The following is a 14,502-nucleotide window of genomic DNA, read 5'->3' as shown; positions in this document are numbered from 1 at the left end:
TCTCCTGTCCGATTGGGGATCAAACGGCGTAAACCGCAGTCACTTCGGGCACATAATGTTTGAGCAGCGATTCGATGCCGTTCTTGAGCGTGGCGGTCGAAGATGGACAGCCAGCGCAGGCACCTTGCATCTTCAAGTAAACATTGCCCTTGTCGAACCCGCGATAAATAATGTCGCCGCCGTCGTTGGCGACCGCCGGGCGGACGCGCGTTTCAATGAGCTCCTTGATCTGGGCGATGATATCGGCGTCGGCGGGATCGTCCGTCGACATGACGGCATCTTCGCCCGGCACAGCGAAGCCTGCCGTTGGCGAGTTGAACAGCGGCATATCGGCCAGAAAATGGTCCATCAGCACGTTCAGCACATCAGGCTTCAGATCTGCCCAATTCACCCCGGGCGCGGCCGTGACCGAGATGAAGCTGTGGCCAAAGAACACGCCAGTCACATCGCCCAGCATGAACAGCGCCGTTGCCAGCGGCGAGGCCTCCGCCTCTTCGGGCGTCGCGAAATCGCGTGTGCCCATCTCCATCACCACCCGACCGGGCAGGAATTTCAATGTCGCCGGATTGGGCGTTGATTCGGTTTCAATCAGCATGTCGGCCATGTGGGCTGTGCGCGCCCTTTGTGCAAGGGTGCGGCAGCGGCTATGCACCTAGTCAATGCGGCAATTTGCGCAATTTGTAGCGATCGACTGGTCAGGGGCGAAGGGCGAGCGTCATGGCGGCATTGCGCTGGCCATCGCGCGCGGCGTTGCGGCGCCCCAACTCGTCCGACCCGGCCATCGATGGTCACGAGGCGAGGTCGTGGCTTGGCTTGCAGAGCGCGCCGAGGATAGCGCCGACATGCTGGTCGGGTTCGATTTTTCGGCTGCATTTGCTCATCGCGACACCGGGGCCTATTTCCCGGGCTGGGCCGATAGCCCGCCCGATATGCCGCATTTATGGGCCGCCGTAGAACATATCTGCACCGCCGACTTACATCTGGGCGTCGGCCAATTTTTGGCACATCCGCAAGCGCGGCGCCACTTTCGCCATGCCGCAGCCGATGTTGGTGACTGCTTCGGCACCGGGGTCGGGCGGCTGCGCGTGGTGGAAGCACATCAACGCGCGACTGGCCAAGCCGCCAGCTGGAGCAATTTCAACCTGGTCGGCGCCGGTCAGGTGGGCAAGGCATCGCTGGCGGGGATGCGCCTGCTCCACCGGCTGCACCGTGCCCTGCCCTTCTGGCCGCTGGACCCGGTGCCACCGCGCGGTCCGTTGATGGTTGAAATCTATACGAGCGTCGCGGCGCGCGCCGCTGGCATGCGCGCCGGCACCAGCAAAATCCGCGATGGCGCCGCACTCGATGCGGCGCTGGCCCGGCTGGGATCGCGACCGGCAAGATTGCTGGGTCCCATCACCGATCATGCCGCTGACGCCTTGCTTACGGCCGCCTGGCTGCGGGCCGTTGCCCATGATCCTACGCTCTGGTTACCCGCGCCGCTCGACGATGCTCTCGCCCGCACCGAAGGCTGGACCTTCGGCATCATTTGAGGCAAAGGCGCGCGAGGTACCAAAGCCGGTATAGCTCAGCTGGTAGAGCACCTGATTTGTAATCAGGGGGTCACGGGTTCGATTCCTGTTGCCGGCACCATTTCCCGTACTGCAGATGGGAACCATCCTCGTCGATCAAACGTCTAGCCTTCGCTGGCGCACAATGACTTGCCTTTGCTGGTCGGTGCCGTGAAAGGGACATATGCGTCAGATACTTCCCACCCTCGCTTTAATGATGCTCGCCGCCTGCGCCGATGCGCAGCAACAGCGCGAGCGTCCGCCGCCATTGGTCAAGGTCGAGGCTGTGGCAATACAGGATTTCGCCGACCGCTATGAAGCTGTCGGCACCGCTACCGCCAATGAACAGGTCACTCTGACCGCGCCTGTAACCGAGCGCATCGTTCGGTTGGGGTTCAGCGACGGCGTAATCGTACGGCGCGGACAGGTGATTGCCGAGCTGGCGCAGGGGCAGGAATCGGCGGCGCTGTCCAGCGCGCAAGCACGTGCGCGTGAGGCCGAGCAGCAGCTGAAACGCATCGAAGCGCTGAAAGATCGCGGGTTTGCAACCAAGGCCGCCTATGATGCCCAAGTCGCCACCGCCGCCGCCGCGCGCGCCGAAGCCAATGAAGCCCGTGCCTCAATCGGTGACCGCGTAATCCGTGCGCCTTTTTCCGGCGTCGCATCGCTGCGCCAGATTTCGGTGGGTGCGGTGGTGACCGGCGGTTCCCCCATTGCGACAATCAGCGACATCAGCACCATCAAGCTGGATTTCACCGTCCCCGAAACGATGCTTGCAGCATTGGCAGTCGGCCAGCCGATCAGCGCGACGGCCGCTGCCTTTCCCGAACAGCGCTTCAATGGCCGCATCAGCGCCATCGACCCCGTGCTCGATCCGGCGACCCGCGCGGTCAAGCTGCGCGCGTTGCTACCCAACCCCGTCGGACGCATCAAACCCGGAATGCTGATGAACGTGGTGCTGGAATCGCGGCCGCGCCGCGCGCCCGCTGTGCCTGAACTCGCTGTCGTAAACGAAGGCGAGGCGCGCTTTGTCTATACCGTTGGCGCCGACGGTGCCGCCAAGCGTTTGTCGGTCCAGACCGGCGGGCGGCGAGGAAATATGGTTGAAATTCTGCAGGGGCTGACGCCCGGCACGCGCATTGTGACTGAAGGCGTGGTCAAATTGTCCGACGGAATGAAGGTGGCCGTGCAGGGCGCAGCACCGCCAGACGGCGGCGCGGCCACCAAGGATGCGGCAGCGGCAAAGTGATTCTCTCCGACACCTCGGTCAAGCGGCCCGTCTTTGCGGCGGTTATCGCCATCTTGCTGGTGCTGGTCGGGCTAGTTGGCTTTTTCAGCCTGTCGGTGCGCGAATATCCTGACACCGAACCTCCGGTTGTATCGGTGCAGACCGTTTACACCGGCGCGGCGGCTAGCGTGGTCGAAACCCGCGTCACGCAAGTGCTGGAAAATGCCCTCGCCGGCATTGAGGGGATCCAGACGATCACCTCGCGCTCACGCGACGGCCAATCCGAAGTTACAATCGAATTTTCCCCGGGGCGCACGGTCGACGATGCCGCCAACGACGTGCGCGATCGTGTCGGCGGCGTCGTACAGGACCTACCCGAAGAGGTAATTGCGCCGGAGGTGCGCAAGGTCGATGCCGACGCGTCGCCTATCTTGTTTCTGGTCGTTTCGCGCCCGGGATGGTCGCGGCTGGAACTTAGCGATTATGTTGACCGCAATCTGGTCGACCGCTTTTCCTCTATCGACGGCGTTGCACGCGTTTTTGTTGGCGGTGAAGCGCGTCCAGCCATGCGTATCTGGTTGCAGCCGAACCGCCTCGCGGCGCTCGGCCTTACCCCTGCCGATGTTGAAGCCGCGCTGCGTTCGCAGAATGTCGAGCTGCCCGCCGGGCGCATCGAGGCACCCGACCGCAACGCCACCATTCGCGTTGACCGGCCGTTCGGCGACCCCGAACAATTTGCCCAGCTGGTCGTCGCGCGCGGCAACGATGGCTACCTCGTGCGGCTCGGCGATGTCGCACGGGTCGCGGTGGAACCCGAAAATCCCTATGCGGCCTTTCGCCTGAACGGCGGCACCGGGGTGGGCATGGGCATCGTCCGCCAGTCGGGCGCGAACACGTTGGCGGTCGCCGACGCGGCCAAGGCGCTTGCCGACGAAATCCGCCCCACCTTGCCTGAAGGCATGACCATGGTCGTGGGTTCCGATGATTCGCAGTTCATCAGTCGCGCCATCGAAAGCGTGTGGGTGACGCTCGCCGAAGCCGCCGTGTTGGTTGTGCTGGTCATCTTCCTGTTTCTGGGCAGCTTGCGCGCGACAATCATTCCGGCGGTGACCGTACCCATCTGTTTGCTCGCGACCTTTGCCGTGCTGTGGCTTTTGGGCTTTTCGATCAACCTCCTGACCCTGCTCGCCATGGTACTCGCTATCGGTTTGGTGGTCGACGACGCTATTGTCGTGCTCGAGAATGTTTATCACCGCATTGAGGAGGGCGAACCGCCGCTCGCGGCCGCCGTCAATGGGACACGGCAAGTGGCGTTCGCGGTGATTTCGACCACCATTGTCGTGTGTGCGGTGTTCGTTCCGGTGATGTTTCTTGCCGGGCAGACGGGGCTGCTGTTCCGCGAACTCGCCGCCGCGATGATTGCCGCCATCGCTTTTTCCGGTTTCATCGCGCTCAGCCTCGCGCCGATGCTGTGCTCCAAATTGTTGAAACAGGAAAAGCGCGGTCGCTTTGCGCAGGCCGTCGACGACCGCTTTGGCCGGTTAGAGCAAAGCTATGGCCGCATGCTTGACCGCGTCATCGCGCGGCCGTTGGTATCCATACTGGCTATCGTCGCGTTTCTGGGTGCCGCCGGATTTCTGTTCACCACGCTGGAAAATGAACTCGCGCCGACGGAGGATGTCGGTATCTTGCAAGCGAACCTGTCGGCGCCCGAGGGCACCAGCTTCGAAGCGATGGACCGCTATATGCTGGATGTCCAAAAGCCGATGTTGGAGCTGCTCGAAAAAGGCACCGTTCGCTCGATTATCCAGCGCACCCCCGGCAGCTTTGGTCCCAGCGATGACTTTAACAGCGGCGTCTTCATCGTCTTTCTGAAGCCATGGGAAGAACGCACCGAAACCACGCAAGATGTGGTCGGTCAGGTTAATCGCATCTTTTCGCAAGTTCCCGCGCTCCGCGGCAACGCCTCGCCGCGCAATAATCTCAGCCGTGGGCGTGGGCAGCCGCTGAACTTCGTCATCGCCGGCAACAGCTATGAAGCGCTTGCGAACGCGCGCGACCGCATCCTTGCCGCCGCCGCCGAAAACCCCGGCATCATCAACCTCGATGCAGACTATAAGGAGACCAAGCCCCAGCTGCGCATCGCGGTCGACACAGTGCGCGCGGGCGACTTGGGCGTGTCGGTGAGTGCGGTGAGCGAGGCACTCCAGTCGCTTTTGGGGTCGCGCCGCGTCACAACCTATATTGATCGCGGTGAGGAATATCGCGTTATCGTGCAGGCCGAGGCCGCTGACCGTGCCTCGCCCGAGGCGCTGGCCTCGATTCAGGTGCGCGGGCGCGATGGCAACACCATTCCACTGGCCAATCTGGTGACGGTCACCGAATATGCCGGTGCGCGCGATCTGGGCCGCTATAACAAGTTGCGCGCTATCACCCTGTCAGGGGCGCTGGCTGAGGGTTATACCATGGGCGAGGCGCTGGCCTTTCTTGAGGATGCCGCGCGCACATCGCCCGAAGTGCTGGCAGTGGGCTATCGCGGCGAGAGCCAGGCGTTCAAAGAGACCGGCGGCTCGATCGTCGTCATCTTCCTGCTCACCATTGTGTTGGTCTATCTGGTTCTGGCAGCGCAGTTCGAAAGCTTCGTCCACCCGCTCACCATCATCACCACTGTGCCCCTGGCGGTCGGCGGAGGGATATTCGGCCTCGCGCTAATGGGGCAGACGCTCAATCTCTACAGCCAGATCGGCATCGTGATGCTGGTGGGGCTCGCGGCGAAAAACGGCATTTTGATTGTCGAATTTGCCAACCAGCTGCGCGACGAAGGGATGGAGATTGTTGCCGCGACTCGCGCTGCTGCGACGCGCCGCCTGCGACCGATTTTGATGACCTCGATCGCGACGGCGGCAGGCGCGGTGCCCCTGATGATCGCCTCGGGTGCGGGCGCGGCGGCGCGGTCGGCGATCGGTGTGGTAATCGTGTTCGGGGTTACGCTGGCGACACTGATTACGCTGGTCCTGATCCCTATCATCTATGCCAAGCTGGCCCGCTACACCGGATCGCCGCTGGCGGTCACGCGCAAGCTCGAGGCGCAGCTCAACACCGCACCGCAACCGGCGGAATAGAGTGACAAATGGGAAAAAGTGGGACGATTCTGTTGCCCGGCTCGTCCCCAGCCGCTGGTATCCGATTCTGTTGCCCGGTTCGGTCCGAACCGCGCTCTATTTGCTTAACCTTGGGCCTTGCGGCTTTATTGGTTAGGCAGCCAGAGCGAGTGCTTCATTGTCATTGGCACTTGTGAGTTTTGAGCCTTTAACGGGTTACTCAGCCCGGAAGAAACCACCGTCTTTGAACGCACGTCGATCCTAGTTCGGCCCCATCAGAACCCCGCAATTTGCGGGCTTATGGTGGAGCCGCCGGGTACCGCCCCCGGGTCCATTACGTCTATTTCACGGCACCATTTATCCTCATAGCCGGATTGCTCCGGCGCCGTGGATATAGGGACGATGGGTTAAGATTGCAAAGGGAGACCAATTACGTCCCCGGCTTCTTGCGCAATTCATCCCGGATTTCGGCAAGCAGATCGATCTGCGTCGGCCCGGCTTGCGGCATGTTGATGATCTTGTTCGCTTGTCGCACCAGCAGGAATACGACGAAGGCCAGCAGGATGAAGTTGATGATCGCGGTGACGAAACTGCCCAGCGCCAGTACATTGGCTCCCGCGGCTTTCGCCGCCGCCAGCGTCATGCCTGCTGTGACCTTTTCGTGCCCGGCCAAGACCAGATATTGGTTGGTGAAATCCACCCCGCCGCCGGTAATCCAGCCAATGAAGGGCATCAGCACATCGTCGGTCAGCGACGATACAATCTTGCCGAACGCGCCGCCGATGATCACGCCAACGGCCAGGCCCATGACATTGCCCTGATTCAGAAACGCTTTGAAATCCGAAACCATAGTCTGTCCCCGCCGATGCCTGCGGCTCCATCTGCCGCTTCGCTTTTTCTGCGCTAGCGATTGCAGTCAGGCAAGTGCCAACCTATGTGTATTACGCGCATAGCGCAGCCATTGGAGGGAGTGACTTGCCATGCCGTTTCGCCGCCTGATTGTCGTCGCCGCCGCTGCCAGCCTGCTCGCCGGGTGCGGAATCAACAGCGTGCCCACCAAAGAAGAGGCCGCCAAAGCCAAATGGGCCGACGTCCAGGCCGCTTATCAGCGGCGTGCCGACCTGATCCCCAATCTGGTTGAGACCGCCAAGGGCGCCGCGCAGATCGAACAATCCACACTGGAAGGCGTCATTCAGGCGCGCGCCTCCGCCACGCAGGTCAAGCTCGACGCCGGCGAACTCAGCGACCCTGCCAAGGTCGAAGCCTTCCGCCAGGCACAGGGCAATGTGTCCAGCGCGCTGTCGCGCCTGCTCGTCACGGTCGAACAATATCCCCAATTGCAAAGCCAGGGGCGCTTCGCCGACCTGATGACCCAGCTCGAAGGCACCGAAAACCGCATCACTACGGCGGTGGGCGACTATAACCGCGCGGTGCAGGATTATAACACCACCATCCGCACCTTCCCCGACATCATCGGCGCCAAGGTCATTCACGGCGCCGAGCCGATGAAGACGTTCGAGGCGATTACCCCCAACGCCAATGTCGCCCCCAAGGTGGATTTCGGGACCAAATGAGGTGCGGCGGCTGCCGCTGATCCTTGCCGTGCCACTGCTGGCGGCATGCGCGCCAACCCAGCCGCTGGAATCTGTGGCGTGCGAAGGCGTGCCGCAGCTCGAGCAATTTGGCCGGCTGACCGATGGCGCGGCCATGTTGGATACGCGCGGGCAAGCCCAGGTCACCCAGGCACTGGTCGATTATGAAGCGGCGACCGGGCGTCAGCTGGTGGTGGCAACCGTGCCGACGCTGGATGGCCGCCGCGTCGATAGTTATGCGCGCTGTCTGGGCGATCGCTGGGGTATCGGCGATGCGCAGCGTGATGATGGCGTCTTGGTTTTGCTGGCCAAAGGGGAACGCCAGATGCGTATTGCCACCGGGCGCGGAGCCGAAACGCTGCTGACCGACGATGAGGCGTTGGCCATCGTTAAGCAGATGACGCCGCGCTTTGCCGACGGTCAATATGCCGCCGGATTGCTGCTCGGCATCGATGCCATCGAGGCCGAAATGGGGAGCGTGCGATGAACTGGTTGCGTGCCCTTTCGCTCATTTTGGCAGCGGCGCTATTTGCACCACTCGCCGCCGCGCAGGATTTCCCTCCGCTCAGCGGGCGCGTGGTCGATCAGGCCGACCTGCTGCCCCCCGCCGAAGAAGCGGCGCTGGCGGCGAAGCTCGAGGCGTTCGAGGCGCGCACCAAGCAACAGGTCGTCGTCGCCACCGTTACCGGTCTGAATGGCCGCGACATTGCCGAATATGGCACTGCGTTGAGCCGCGCGTGGGGGATTGGCACAGCGGAGCGAAACGACGGCGTCGTCTTTCTTATCGCGCCCAACCAGCGGCGGATGCGAATCGAGGTTGGCTATGGCCTTGAACCCGTGCTCACAGACGCGCTGTCCGGGCGCATCATCCGCGACACTGTCACCCCGGCCTTCAAGGCGGGCGATTATATCGGGGGCATCAACGCCGGGGTCGATGCCATCATTACCCAGATTGAGCTGCCGCCCGAAGAGGCGCGGGCGCGCGCTGCCGGGGCCGAGCAAAGCGGGCCGTCGGGCGCGGCAATAGCCTTTTTCACGCTGTTCTGGCTGTTGGTGGCGCTGTTTATTTTCATTACCATCATCCGCGCACTGCGCAGCGGCGGTAAGCGTTATCGCAAACGGAAAAACAGCCCATGGGGCGCACCGGTGATTATCTGGGGTGACAGCGACTGGGGATCGGGCCGCAGCAGTGGCGGCTGGGGCGGCGGCGGATTTGGCGGAGGCGGTTTTTCTGGCGGGGGCGGCAGCTTCGGCGGCGGCGGCGCGTCGGGCGGCTGGTAGGGGAAACACATCATGCCGCGCATCATTCATATGTCCGCTGACGATCATCGGCTCGTCACCACTGCCGTCGCCGCAGCGGAGGCCGAGACGAGCGGCGAGATTGTGACCATCGTCACCGATCTGTCCGATCCTTACCGCGATACTCCGTTGATCTGGGCCAGCATCGCCGCGCTACTGGCGATCAGCGCCGTCGCGCTGTTTCCCGCATTTTATCAGGGGCTGTACGAACGGCTGTTGGGGGGCTGGACCTATGACTATACCCCCGGCCAGTGGTTGGGGGTGATTACCGTCTTCGTCACCCTCAAATGGCTCGGCACGTTGCTGATCCTGCAATGGCTGCCGCTGCGGCTCGCGCTGACACCGGGCGCGGTCAAGGCAGGCCGCGTCCGCGCCCGCGCGCTCAGCCTGTTCCGCGTCGGGGCAGAAGCGCGCACGGCCGGCAAGACCGGTGTGCTCCTCTACCTTAGCTTGCGTGAGCGTCGTGCTGACATCGTCGCCGATGCCGCGATTGCGGAAAAGGTCGCACCCGATGTGTGGGGCGAAGCAATGGCCACGCTGCTCGACCATGTTCGCGCAGACCGCGCCGGCGTGGGTATGGCGGAAGCTGTCGCACAAATGGGCCGCGTGCTCGCCGCGCATTTTCCCAAGGGTAGCGAAAACCCCAATGAACTGCCCGACCGGCTGATCGAACTGTGATCGACGATAGCGACGCACCTGTCGAGGTGATGTGGCAGGGCCGTTTCATTACCGCGAAGCGGCAGGGGCGCTGGGAGTATGTCTCACGCTCACGCGGCATTCACGCCGCCGTCATCCTGCCCATCGACGATGCGCCCGACGGACGGCATATCATATTGGTCGAACAATATCGCGTGCCGTTGGGGCAAATGAGTCTGGAGCTGCCTGCCGGGCTGGTCGGCGACGATAGCGAGGGCGAAGAGACGCTGGCCGCTGCCGCACGCGAGCTGGAGGAGGAAACCGGCTACCGCGCCGCAAACTGGCAAGTGGCGGGCGAGTTTTACAGCTCACCCGGTATGGTCAGCGAGGGTTTCACGCTGCTCATCGCCCGCGACCTGACCCGCAACGGCGATGGTGGCGGGGTGCATGGTGAGAATATCATCGTTCACCGGGTGGCGCTGGCGGGGATAGGCGAATTCGTCGCGGCCAAGCGGGCGAAGGGCTGCGCGGTGGATGTGCGCGTTGCCATGTTGCTGGCGGGGGCGTGGCTAAGCTAACGAAATCGCCACCGCAGCAGCGGGCGCGTCAGCACCAGTCCCGCCAAAAAACCCCCAATGTGGCTGAAAATCGCAATACCGCCGCCAAAAGCGAGTCCGGTTGCCAGTTGCACGCCGATCCACGCCGCTGCCAGCCACGCCGCACGCACCACCACCGGCGGAAAGGGCCCAATTCCCCGCACATTGTCGCGGTTGAAGATAAAGGCATAGGCCGCAACCAGCGCCGAAATGGCCCCGCTGGCACCAACCACCGGTGTGGTCGACGCCGGATCGACCATCCAGTGCACAAGCGCCCCGGCATAGGCCCCGACGAGCAGCAGCAGCGCGAGGCCGCGCTTGCCGAACGCGGGTTCAAGCTGGCGGCCCAAAAATACCATCATCATCATGTTGATGGCCAGGTGCAGCAGTCCGCCGTGCAGGAAAGCCGAGCTCAATGGCGTCAACCACGCCGGCAGCGCCCCTTCCAGCGCGGCCCCGCTCAGCCGCGCGGGAATGAACCCGGCGAAATAGGCCGCCCAGGCCAGCCGTCCGGTCAAAAGCGAGGCCAGAAACACCGCGCAGCACAGCAGCGCCAGCGTGTTGATGAGCGGCGCGCGCTGGCTCATGGCTGGCGGATCAGATAAATTCGATCTTGTTGACGAGGTAATATTTGTCGCCCGCGGGCACCGTCACTTCGACCTCATCCTCCACTCGGCGACCGATCAGCGCCCGGCCCAGTGGCGAATTATAGCTGATCCGGCCGGCTTTGGCATCGGCTTCGGCCTGACCAACAATCTGATAGCGCACGGGCTTGTCGTCCTCGTCAAGGAGGGTAACGGTTGCACCAAACACGACGCGGTCGCCCGACAGGCTGGTTGGATCGATGATTTGCGCGCGTGAAAGCCGGTCTTCCAGATCGGCAATTGATGCCTCGACCTGGCCCTGCCGTTCCTTGGCAGCATGATATTCGGCGTTTTCCGAAAGGTCACCGTGCGCGCGTGCTTCTTCGATGGCATCGACGATCTGGGGCCGTTCAGCTTTGAGGGCCGCGAGCTGCGCGTGCAGCTTGTCATAACCCTCGGCCAGCATCGGCACCTTTTCCACACTTGCCATTGTTCTGTTCTTCCTTTGTCAATATCCCGCCGCCAGCGAAAATCGCCGGGGCGGCAGCGCCGCTGTCCTGAATGTCGGGGGAGGGCGTTGAACTTAATAATAGTCCTGCAACGGCTTTACTTCAAGACTGTGCGAGCGCAGCGCCCCGATGGCCTCCACCGCCGCCGCGCAGCCCGCTGCAGTGGTGTAATAGGCAATATCGCCTGTAAGAGCGGAGGCGCGGATTGACTGCGAATCTTTCAGGCTCTGCCACCCCTCGGTGGTATTGAAGATCAGCTGGACATCACCATCCTTAATGCGATCGACGATATGCGGGCGGCCCTGTGCCACCTTGTTGACGGCTTCGACCTCGACCCCGGCGTCGGCCAGAAAAGCGGCAGTGCCGCCGGTCGCGATAATCTTCCAGCCCCAGCCAGCAAGCCGCTGCACCGGTTCCAATATCCGCGCCTTGTCGCTATCCTTGACCGATACGAACAGGCGGCCGTCGGTGGGCAGACGGTCGCCCGCGCCAAGTTGCGCCTTGGCAAAAGCCAGCGCGAAATCGCTGTCAATGCCCATCACCTCGCCGGTAGATTTCATCTCGGGGCTGAGCACGGGGTCGGTGCCAGGGAATCGGGCGAACGGGAACACCGCTTCCTTGACTGCGACATGGCCGATATCGCGCTTAATGGGGGGAAGTTTGGCAAGCTTCTCTCCGGCCATGACCCGCGCGGCAATTTTGGCGATCGGTGATCCCACCGCCTTGGCAACGAAGGGTACGGTTCGGCTGGCGCGCGGATTGACCTCGATCAGGTATACCTCCGATCCCTGCACCGCAAACTGGATGTTCATGAGTCCCCGCACATTCAGCCCGCGCGCCAGCAGCTCGGTCTGGCGTTCGATTTCGGTGATGATGTCGGCCGACAAGCTGTAGGGCGGGATCGAACAGGCGCTGTCGCCCGAATGGACGCCGGCCTCTTCGATATGCTGAAGTACGCCGGCGACGACGACATCCTGGCCATCGCACAGCGCATCGACATCCACCTCGATCGCGTCGCGCAGATAGCGGTCGATCAACACCGGAGAGTCGCCCGACACCTGCACCGCCGTTTCTATGTAATTCGCCAGTTGTTCGGGAGTGTCGACAATCTCCATGGCGCGCCCGCCAAGCACATAGGAGGGCCGGGTCAGCACCGGGTAACCGATGCGCGCGGCGACCGCCAAAGCCTCGTCGTGGCTGCGCGCAATCCCATTGTCGGGTTGCTTCAGCCCCAGCTTGCGGACCAGTGCCGCAAACCGCTCGCGGTCTTCAGCCAGGTCAATGGCGTCGGGCGAGGTACCGAGAATGGGGATGCCAGCCTTTTCCAGCGCCTGCGCCAGCTTCAACGGCGTTTGCCCACCGAATTGCACAATCACCCCAACCAGCGTGCCCTTGGACTGCTCGACGTGCAAGATTTCGAGCACGTCCTCGACCGTCAACGGCTCGAAATAGAGCCGGTCCGATGTATCATAGTCGGTGCTGACCGTTTCGGGGTTGCAGTTCACCATAATGGTTTCAAAGCCGACCTCGGCTAGCGCGAAGCAGGCGTGGCAACAGCAATAGTCGAATTCGATCCCCTGCCCGATGCGGTTCGGGCCGCCGCCAAGAATGACGATCTTTTTGCGCGCCGAAGGATTGGCCTCGCATTCCGCCGCGCCGAACGACGGTGCTTCATAGGTGGAGTAGAGATAGGGCGTCAGCGCCTCGAACTCCGCCGCGCAGGTGTCGATAGTCTTGTACACGGGTCGTACGCCCAGCCGGTGGCGCAGCGCGCGCACTTCATCTTCGGTAATCCCGCCCGTCATGGCGACAATCGCCTCGCGGATGAGGCCCGACCCGCGCCGCATCGCGCTTTCCATGCCGGGGCGGACGTTGGCGCTTTCGAGCGCAAGGTAGGCCAGGCGCTTGTCCGAAAAGCCCATGGCCTTCAAGCGGCGCAATCCCTCGGCATCCTGCGGCAGGCCACCAGCACGCACCTCATTTTCCGCCGCGACAATTTCGGCAATGCGTTCGAGGAACCACAGGTCGTAACCGGCGATGCGGTTGATCTCAGCAAGGCTCATCCCCTCGCGGATCGCCTGCGCCGCGACCAGCAAGCGGTCGGGCGTTGCCCGCGCCAGTTCGCTGCGGATCACATCATGTTCTACGCCGACCAGATGGTCGACATAGTTGAATCCGCTGAGCCCTGTCTCCAGACCGCGCAGCGCCTTTTGCAAACTCTCGTGGATGGTCCGACCAATCGCCATGACCTCGCCCACCGACTTCATTGCGGTGGACAGAAGCGGCTCGGCCCCCTTGAACTTTTCAAACGCAAAGCGCGGGATTTTGGTGACGACGTAGTCAATTGTCGGTTCGAACGCCGCCGGGGTCACTCCCGTGATATCGTTCATAATCTCGTCGAGCGTATAACCCACCGCCAGCTTCGCCGCGACTTTGGCTATCGGAAAGCCCGTCGCCTTCGACGCGAGCGCGGAGGAGCGCGACACGCGCGGGTTCATTTCGATAACGATCAGGCGGCCATCCTTGGGGTTGACCGCAAACTGCACATTCGAACCGCCGGTTTCGACGCCAATTTCGCGCAGGCAAGCGATGCTCGCGTTGCGCATAATCTGATATTCCTTGTCGGTCAGCGTCAGCGCGGGCGCGACCGTGATGCTGTCGCCCGTATGCACCCCCATCGGATCGACATTTTCGATGGAACAGATGATGATGGCATTGTCGGCGCGGTCGCGCACCACCTCCATCTCATATTCTTTCCACCCGAGAAGGCTTTCCTCGATCAGCACCTCGGTCGTCGGTGAGGCATTCAGCCCGCCGCGCACGATGGCCTCAAACTCCTCGCGGTTGTAGGCAATGCCGCCGCCCGTCCCGCCCATGGTGAAGCTGGGGCGAATGATCGCGGGTAGGCCGGTGCGCTCCAGCACCGCAAACGCCTCCTCCAGCGTGTGCGCAATGCCCGAGCGCGCGCTTTCCAGCCCGATCTTGGTCATCGCCTCGCGGAATTTCTGCCGATCCTCGGCCTTGTCGATGGCTTCGGCATCGGCGCCGATCATCTCGACGCCATATTTGGTCAGCGTGCCATCATTGAACAAAGCGAGCGCGGTGTTGAGCGCGGTCTGCCCGCCCATGGTGGGGAGCACCGCATCAGGGCGCTCCTTGGCGATAATCTTGGCGACGATTTCGGGCGTGATCGGCTCGACATAAGTGGCATCGGCCAGTTCGGGATCGGTCATGATCGTCGCGGGGTTGGAGTTGACCAGGATGATCCGGTACCCCTCTTCCTTCAGCGCCTTGATCGCCTGCGTCCCCGAATAATCAAACTCGCACGCCTGGCCGATAACAATCGGGCCAGCGCCAATGACGAGGATGGAGGAAATGTCGGTGCGTTTGGGCATTGACGATTATGC

At 62.6% G+C, this 14,502-nt stretch carries 13 protein-coding genes, 1 tRNA gene and 1 other RNA gene; 9 read left to right on the top strand and 6 right to left on the bottom strand.

Annotation, left to right across the window (positions count from 1 at the left end; genetic code table 11):
- Positions 1 to 19: 19 nt before the first annotated feature.
- Complete coding sequence (locus AC2TC0_RS05770; protein ID WP_484717461.1) at positions 20 to 595, bottom strand: NifU family protein; 576 nt, start codon at positions 593 to 595, stop codon at positions 20 to 22.
- A gap of 64 nt (positions 596 to 659) precedes the next feature.
- Between AC2TC0_RS05770 and AC2TC0_RS05765 the strand changes: the two genes are divergently transcribed.
- The 4 genes from AC2TC0_RS05765 to AC2TC0_RS05750 all read left to right on the top strand — a co-directional run bounded on the left by AC2TC0_RS05765 (position 660) and on the right by AC2TC0_RS05750 (position 5,900).
- A complete protein-coding gene (locus AC2TC0_RS05765) occupies positions 660 to 1,532 on the top strand; it encodes a hypothetical protein (protein ID WP_484716564.1) in 873 nt (290 codons plus the stop codon).
- A gap of 24 nt (positions 1,533 to 1,556) precedes the next feature.
- Positions 1,557 to 1,632, top strand: a tRNA-Thr gene (locus tag AC2TC0_RS05760).
- A 102-nt stretch (positions 1,633 to 1,734) separates the two neighbouring features.
- A complete protein-coding gene (locus AC2TC0_RS05755) occupies positions 1,735 to 2,799 on the top strand; it encodes an efflux RND transporter periplasmic adaptor subunit (RefSeq protein ID WP_484716563.1) in 1,065 nt (354 codons plus the stop codon).
- Positions 2,796 to 5,900: an efflux RND transporter permease subunit gene (locus AC2TC0_RS05750; protein WP_484716562.1), complete on the top strand. Its 3,105-nt coding sequence runs from the start codon at positions 2,796 to 2,798 to the stop codon at positions 5,898 to 5,900. The genes AC2TC0_RS05755 and AC2TC0_RS05750 overlap by 4 nt, the downstream gene beginning before the upstream one ends.
- Positions 5,901 to 5,956: 56 nt before the next feature.
- On the opposite strand, the gene ssrA is transcribed toward AC2TC0_RS05750, so the two are convergent.
- Together ssrA and mscL are read right to left on the bottom strand one after the other, a co-directional pair.
- Positions 5,957 to 6,302, bottom strand: a transfer-messenger RNA (tmRNA) gene (gene ssrA, locus AC2TC0_RS05745).
- Between the two features lie 7 nt (positions 6,303 to 6,309).
- Entirely contained in the window at positions 6,310 to 6,729 is a 420-nt protein-coding gene (mscL, locus tag AC2TC0_RS05740) for a large conductance mechanosensitive channel protein MscL (protein WP_484716561.1), read from the bottom strand.
- Positions 6,730 to 6,859: 130 nt separating this feature from the next.
- Here mscL and AC2TC0_RS05735 point away from each other — a divergent pair, with 130 nt between their 5' ends.
- Genes AC2TC0_RS05735 through AC2TC0_RS05715 form a run of 5 tightly spaced genes read left to right on the top strand, consistent with a single transcriptional unit; the run spans position 6,860 to position 9,984 of the window.
- Positions 6,860 to 7,453 carry a LemA family protein gene (locus tag AC2TC0_RS05735; RefSeq protein WP_484716560.1) on the top strand — a complete coding sequence of 198 codons (594 nt, stop codon included), beginning with the start codon at positions 6,860 to 6,862 and terminating at the stop codon, positions 7,451 to 7,453.
- Between the two features lies 1 nt (position 7,454).
- Positions 7,455 to 7,958 carry a TPM domain-containing protein gene (locus AC2TC0_RS05730; protein ID WP_484716559.1) on the top strand — a complete coding sequence of 168 codons (504 nt, stop codon included), beginning with the start codon at positions 7,455 to 7,457 and terminating at the stop codon, positions 7,956 to 7,958.
- Positions 7,955 to 8,752 (top strand): TPM domain-containing protein, encoded by a 798-nt coding sequence (locus tag AC2TC0_RS05725; RefSeq protein ID WP_484716558.1) that lies wholly within the window; start codon positions 7,955 to 7,957, stop codon positions 8,750 to 8,752. The genes AC2TC0_RS05730 and AC2TC0_RS05725 overlap by 4 nt, the downstream gene beginning before the upstream one ends.
- 12 nt (positions 8,753 to 8,764) lie before the next feature.
- Positions 8,765 to 9,448: a TPM domain-containing protein gene (locus AC2TC0_RS05720; RefSeq protein ID WP_484716557.1), complete on the top strand. Its 684-nt coding sequence runs from the start codon at positions 8,765 to 8,767 to the stop codon at positions 9,446 to 9,448.
- A 29-nt stretch (positions 9,449 to 9,477) separates the two neighbouring features.
- Complete coding sequence (locus AC2TC0_RS05715; RefSeq protein ID WP_484717460.1) at positions 9,478 to 9,984, top strand: NUDIX hydrolase; 507 nt, start codon at positions 9,478 to 9,480, stop codon at positions 9,982 to 9,984.
- Here the strand turns inward: AC2TC0_RS05715 and AC2TC0_RS05710 are convergent.
- From AC2TC0_RS05710 to carB, 3 genes are all read right to left on the bottom strand, one after another.
- A complete protein-coding gene (locus tag AC2TC0_RS05710; protein WP_484716556.1) occupies positions 9,981 to 10,589 on the bottom strand; it encodes a rhomboid family intramembrane serine protease in 609 nt (202 codons plus the stop codon). The genes AC2TC0_RS05715 and AC2TC0_RS05710 overlap by 4 nt on opposite strands.
- A 10-nt stretch (positions 10,590 to 10,599) precedes the next feature.
- On the bottom strand, positions 10,600 to 11,076 hold the full coding sequence (greA, locus tag AC2TC0_RS05705) for a transcription elongation factor GreA (protein WP_484716555.1): 477 nt from the start codon (positions 11,074 to 11,076) through the stop codon (positions 10,600 to 10,602).
- Between the two features lie 93 nt (positions 11,077 to 11,169).
- Positions 11,170 to 14,490 carry a carbamoyl-phosphate synthase large subunit gene (gene carB / locus AC2TC0_RS05700; protein ID WP_484716554.1) on the bottom strand — a complete coding sequence of 1,107 codons (3,321 nt, stop codon included), beginning with the start codon at positions 14,488 to 14,490 and terminating at the stop codon, positions 11,170 to 11,172.
- Positions 14,491 to 14,502 lie beyond the last annotated feature (12 nt).

This window comes from Sphingopyxis sp. sgz302558 (genome assembly GCF_057220455.1).
Note: the sequence above shows the minus strand (reverse complement) of the source record. Positions and strands in the feature narration are given on the sequence as shown.

Excerpts from the sequence above, each read along its gene's own strand:
- AC2TC0_RS05770 (WP_484717461.1), bottom strand. The coding sequence starts at position 595 with ATGCTGATTGAAACCGAATCAACGCCCAATCCGGCGACATTGAAATTC.
- AC2TC0_RS05765 (WP_484716564.1), top strand. The coding sequence starts at position 660 with ATGCGGCAATTTGCGCAATTTGTAGCGATCGACTGGTCAGGGGCGAAG.
- AC2TC0_RS05755 (WP_484716563.1), top strand. The coding sequence starts at position 1,735 with ATGCGTCAGATACTTCCCACCCTCGCTTTAATGATGCTCGCCGCCTGC.
- mscL (WP_484716561.1), bottom strand. The coding sequence starts at position 6,729 with ATGGTTTCGGATTTCAAAGCGTTTCTGAATCAGGGCAATGTCATGGGC.
- AC2TC0_RS05735 (WP_484716560.1), top strand. The coding sequence starts at position 6,860 with ATGCCGTTTCGCCGCCTGATTGTCGTCGCCGCCGCTGCCAGCCTGCTC.
- AC2TC0_RS05725 (WP_484716558.1), top strand. The coding sequence starts at position 7,955 with ATGAACTGGTTGCGTGCCCTTTCGCTCATTTTGGCAGCGGCGCTATTT.
- AC2TC0_RS05720 (WP_484716557.1), top strand. The coding sequence starts at position 8,765 with ATGCCGCGCATCATTCATATGTCCGCTGACGATCATCGGCTCGTCACC.
- AC2TC0_RS05715 (WP_484717460.1), top strand. The coding sequence starts at position 9,478 with ATGTGGCAGGGCCGTTTCATTACCGCGAAGCGGCAGGGGCGCTGGGAG.
- AC2TC0_RS05710 (WP_484716556.1), bottom strand. The coding sequence starts at position 10,589 with ATGAGCCAGCGCGCGCCGCTCATCAACACGCTGGCGCTGCTGTGCTGC.
- greA (WP_484716555.1), bottom strand. The coding sequence starts at position 11,076 with ATGGCAAGTGTGGAAAAGGTGCCGATGCTGGCCGAGGGTTATGACAAG.
- carB (WP_484716554.1), bottom strand. The coding sequence starts at position 14,490 with ATGCCCAAACGCACCGACATTTCCTCCATCCTCGTCATTGGCGCTGGC.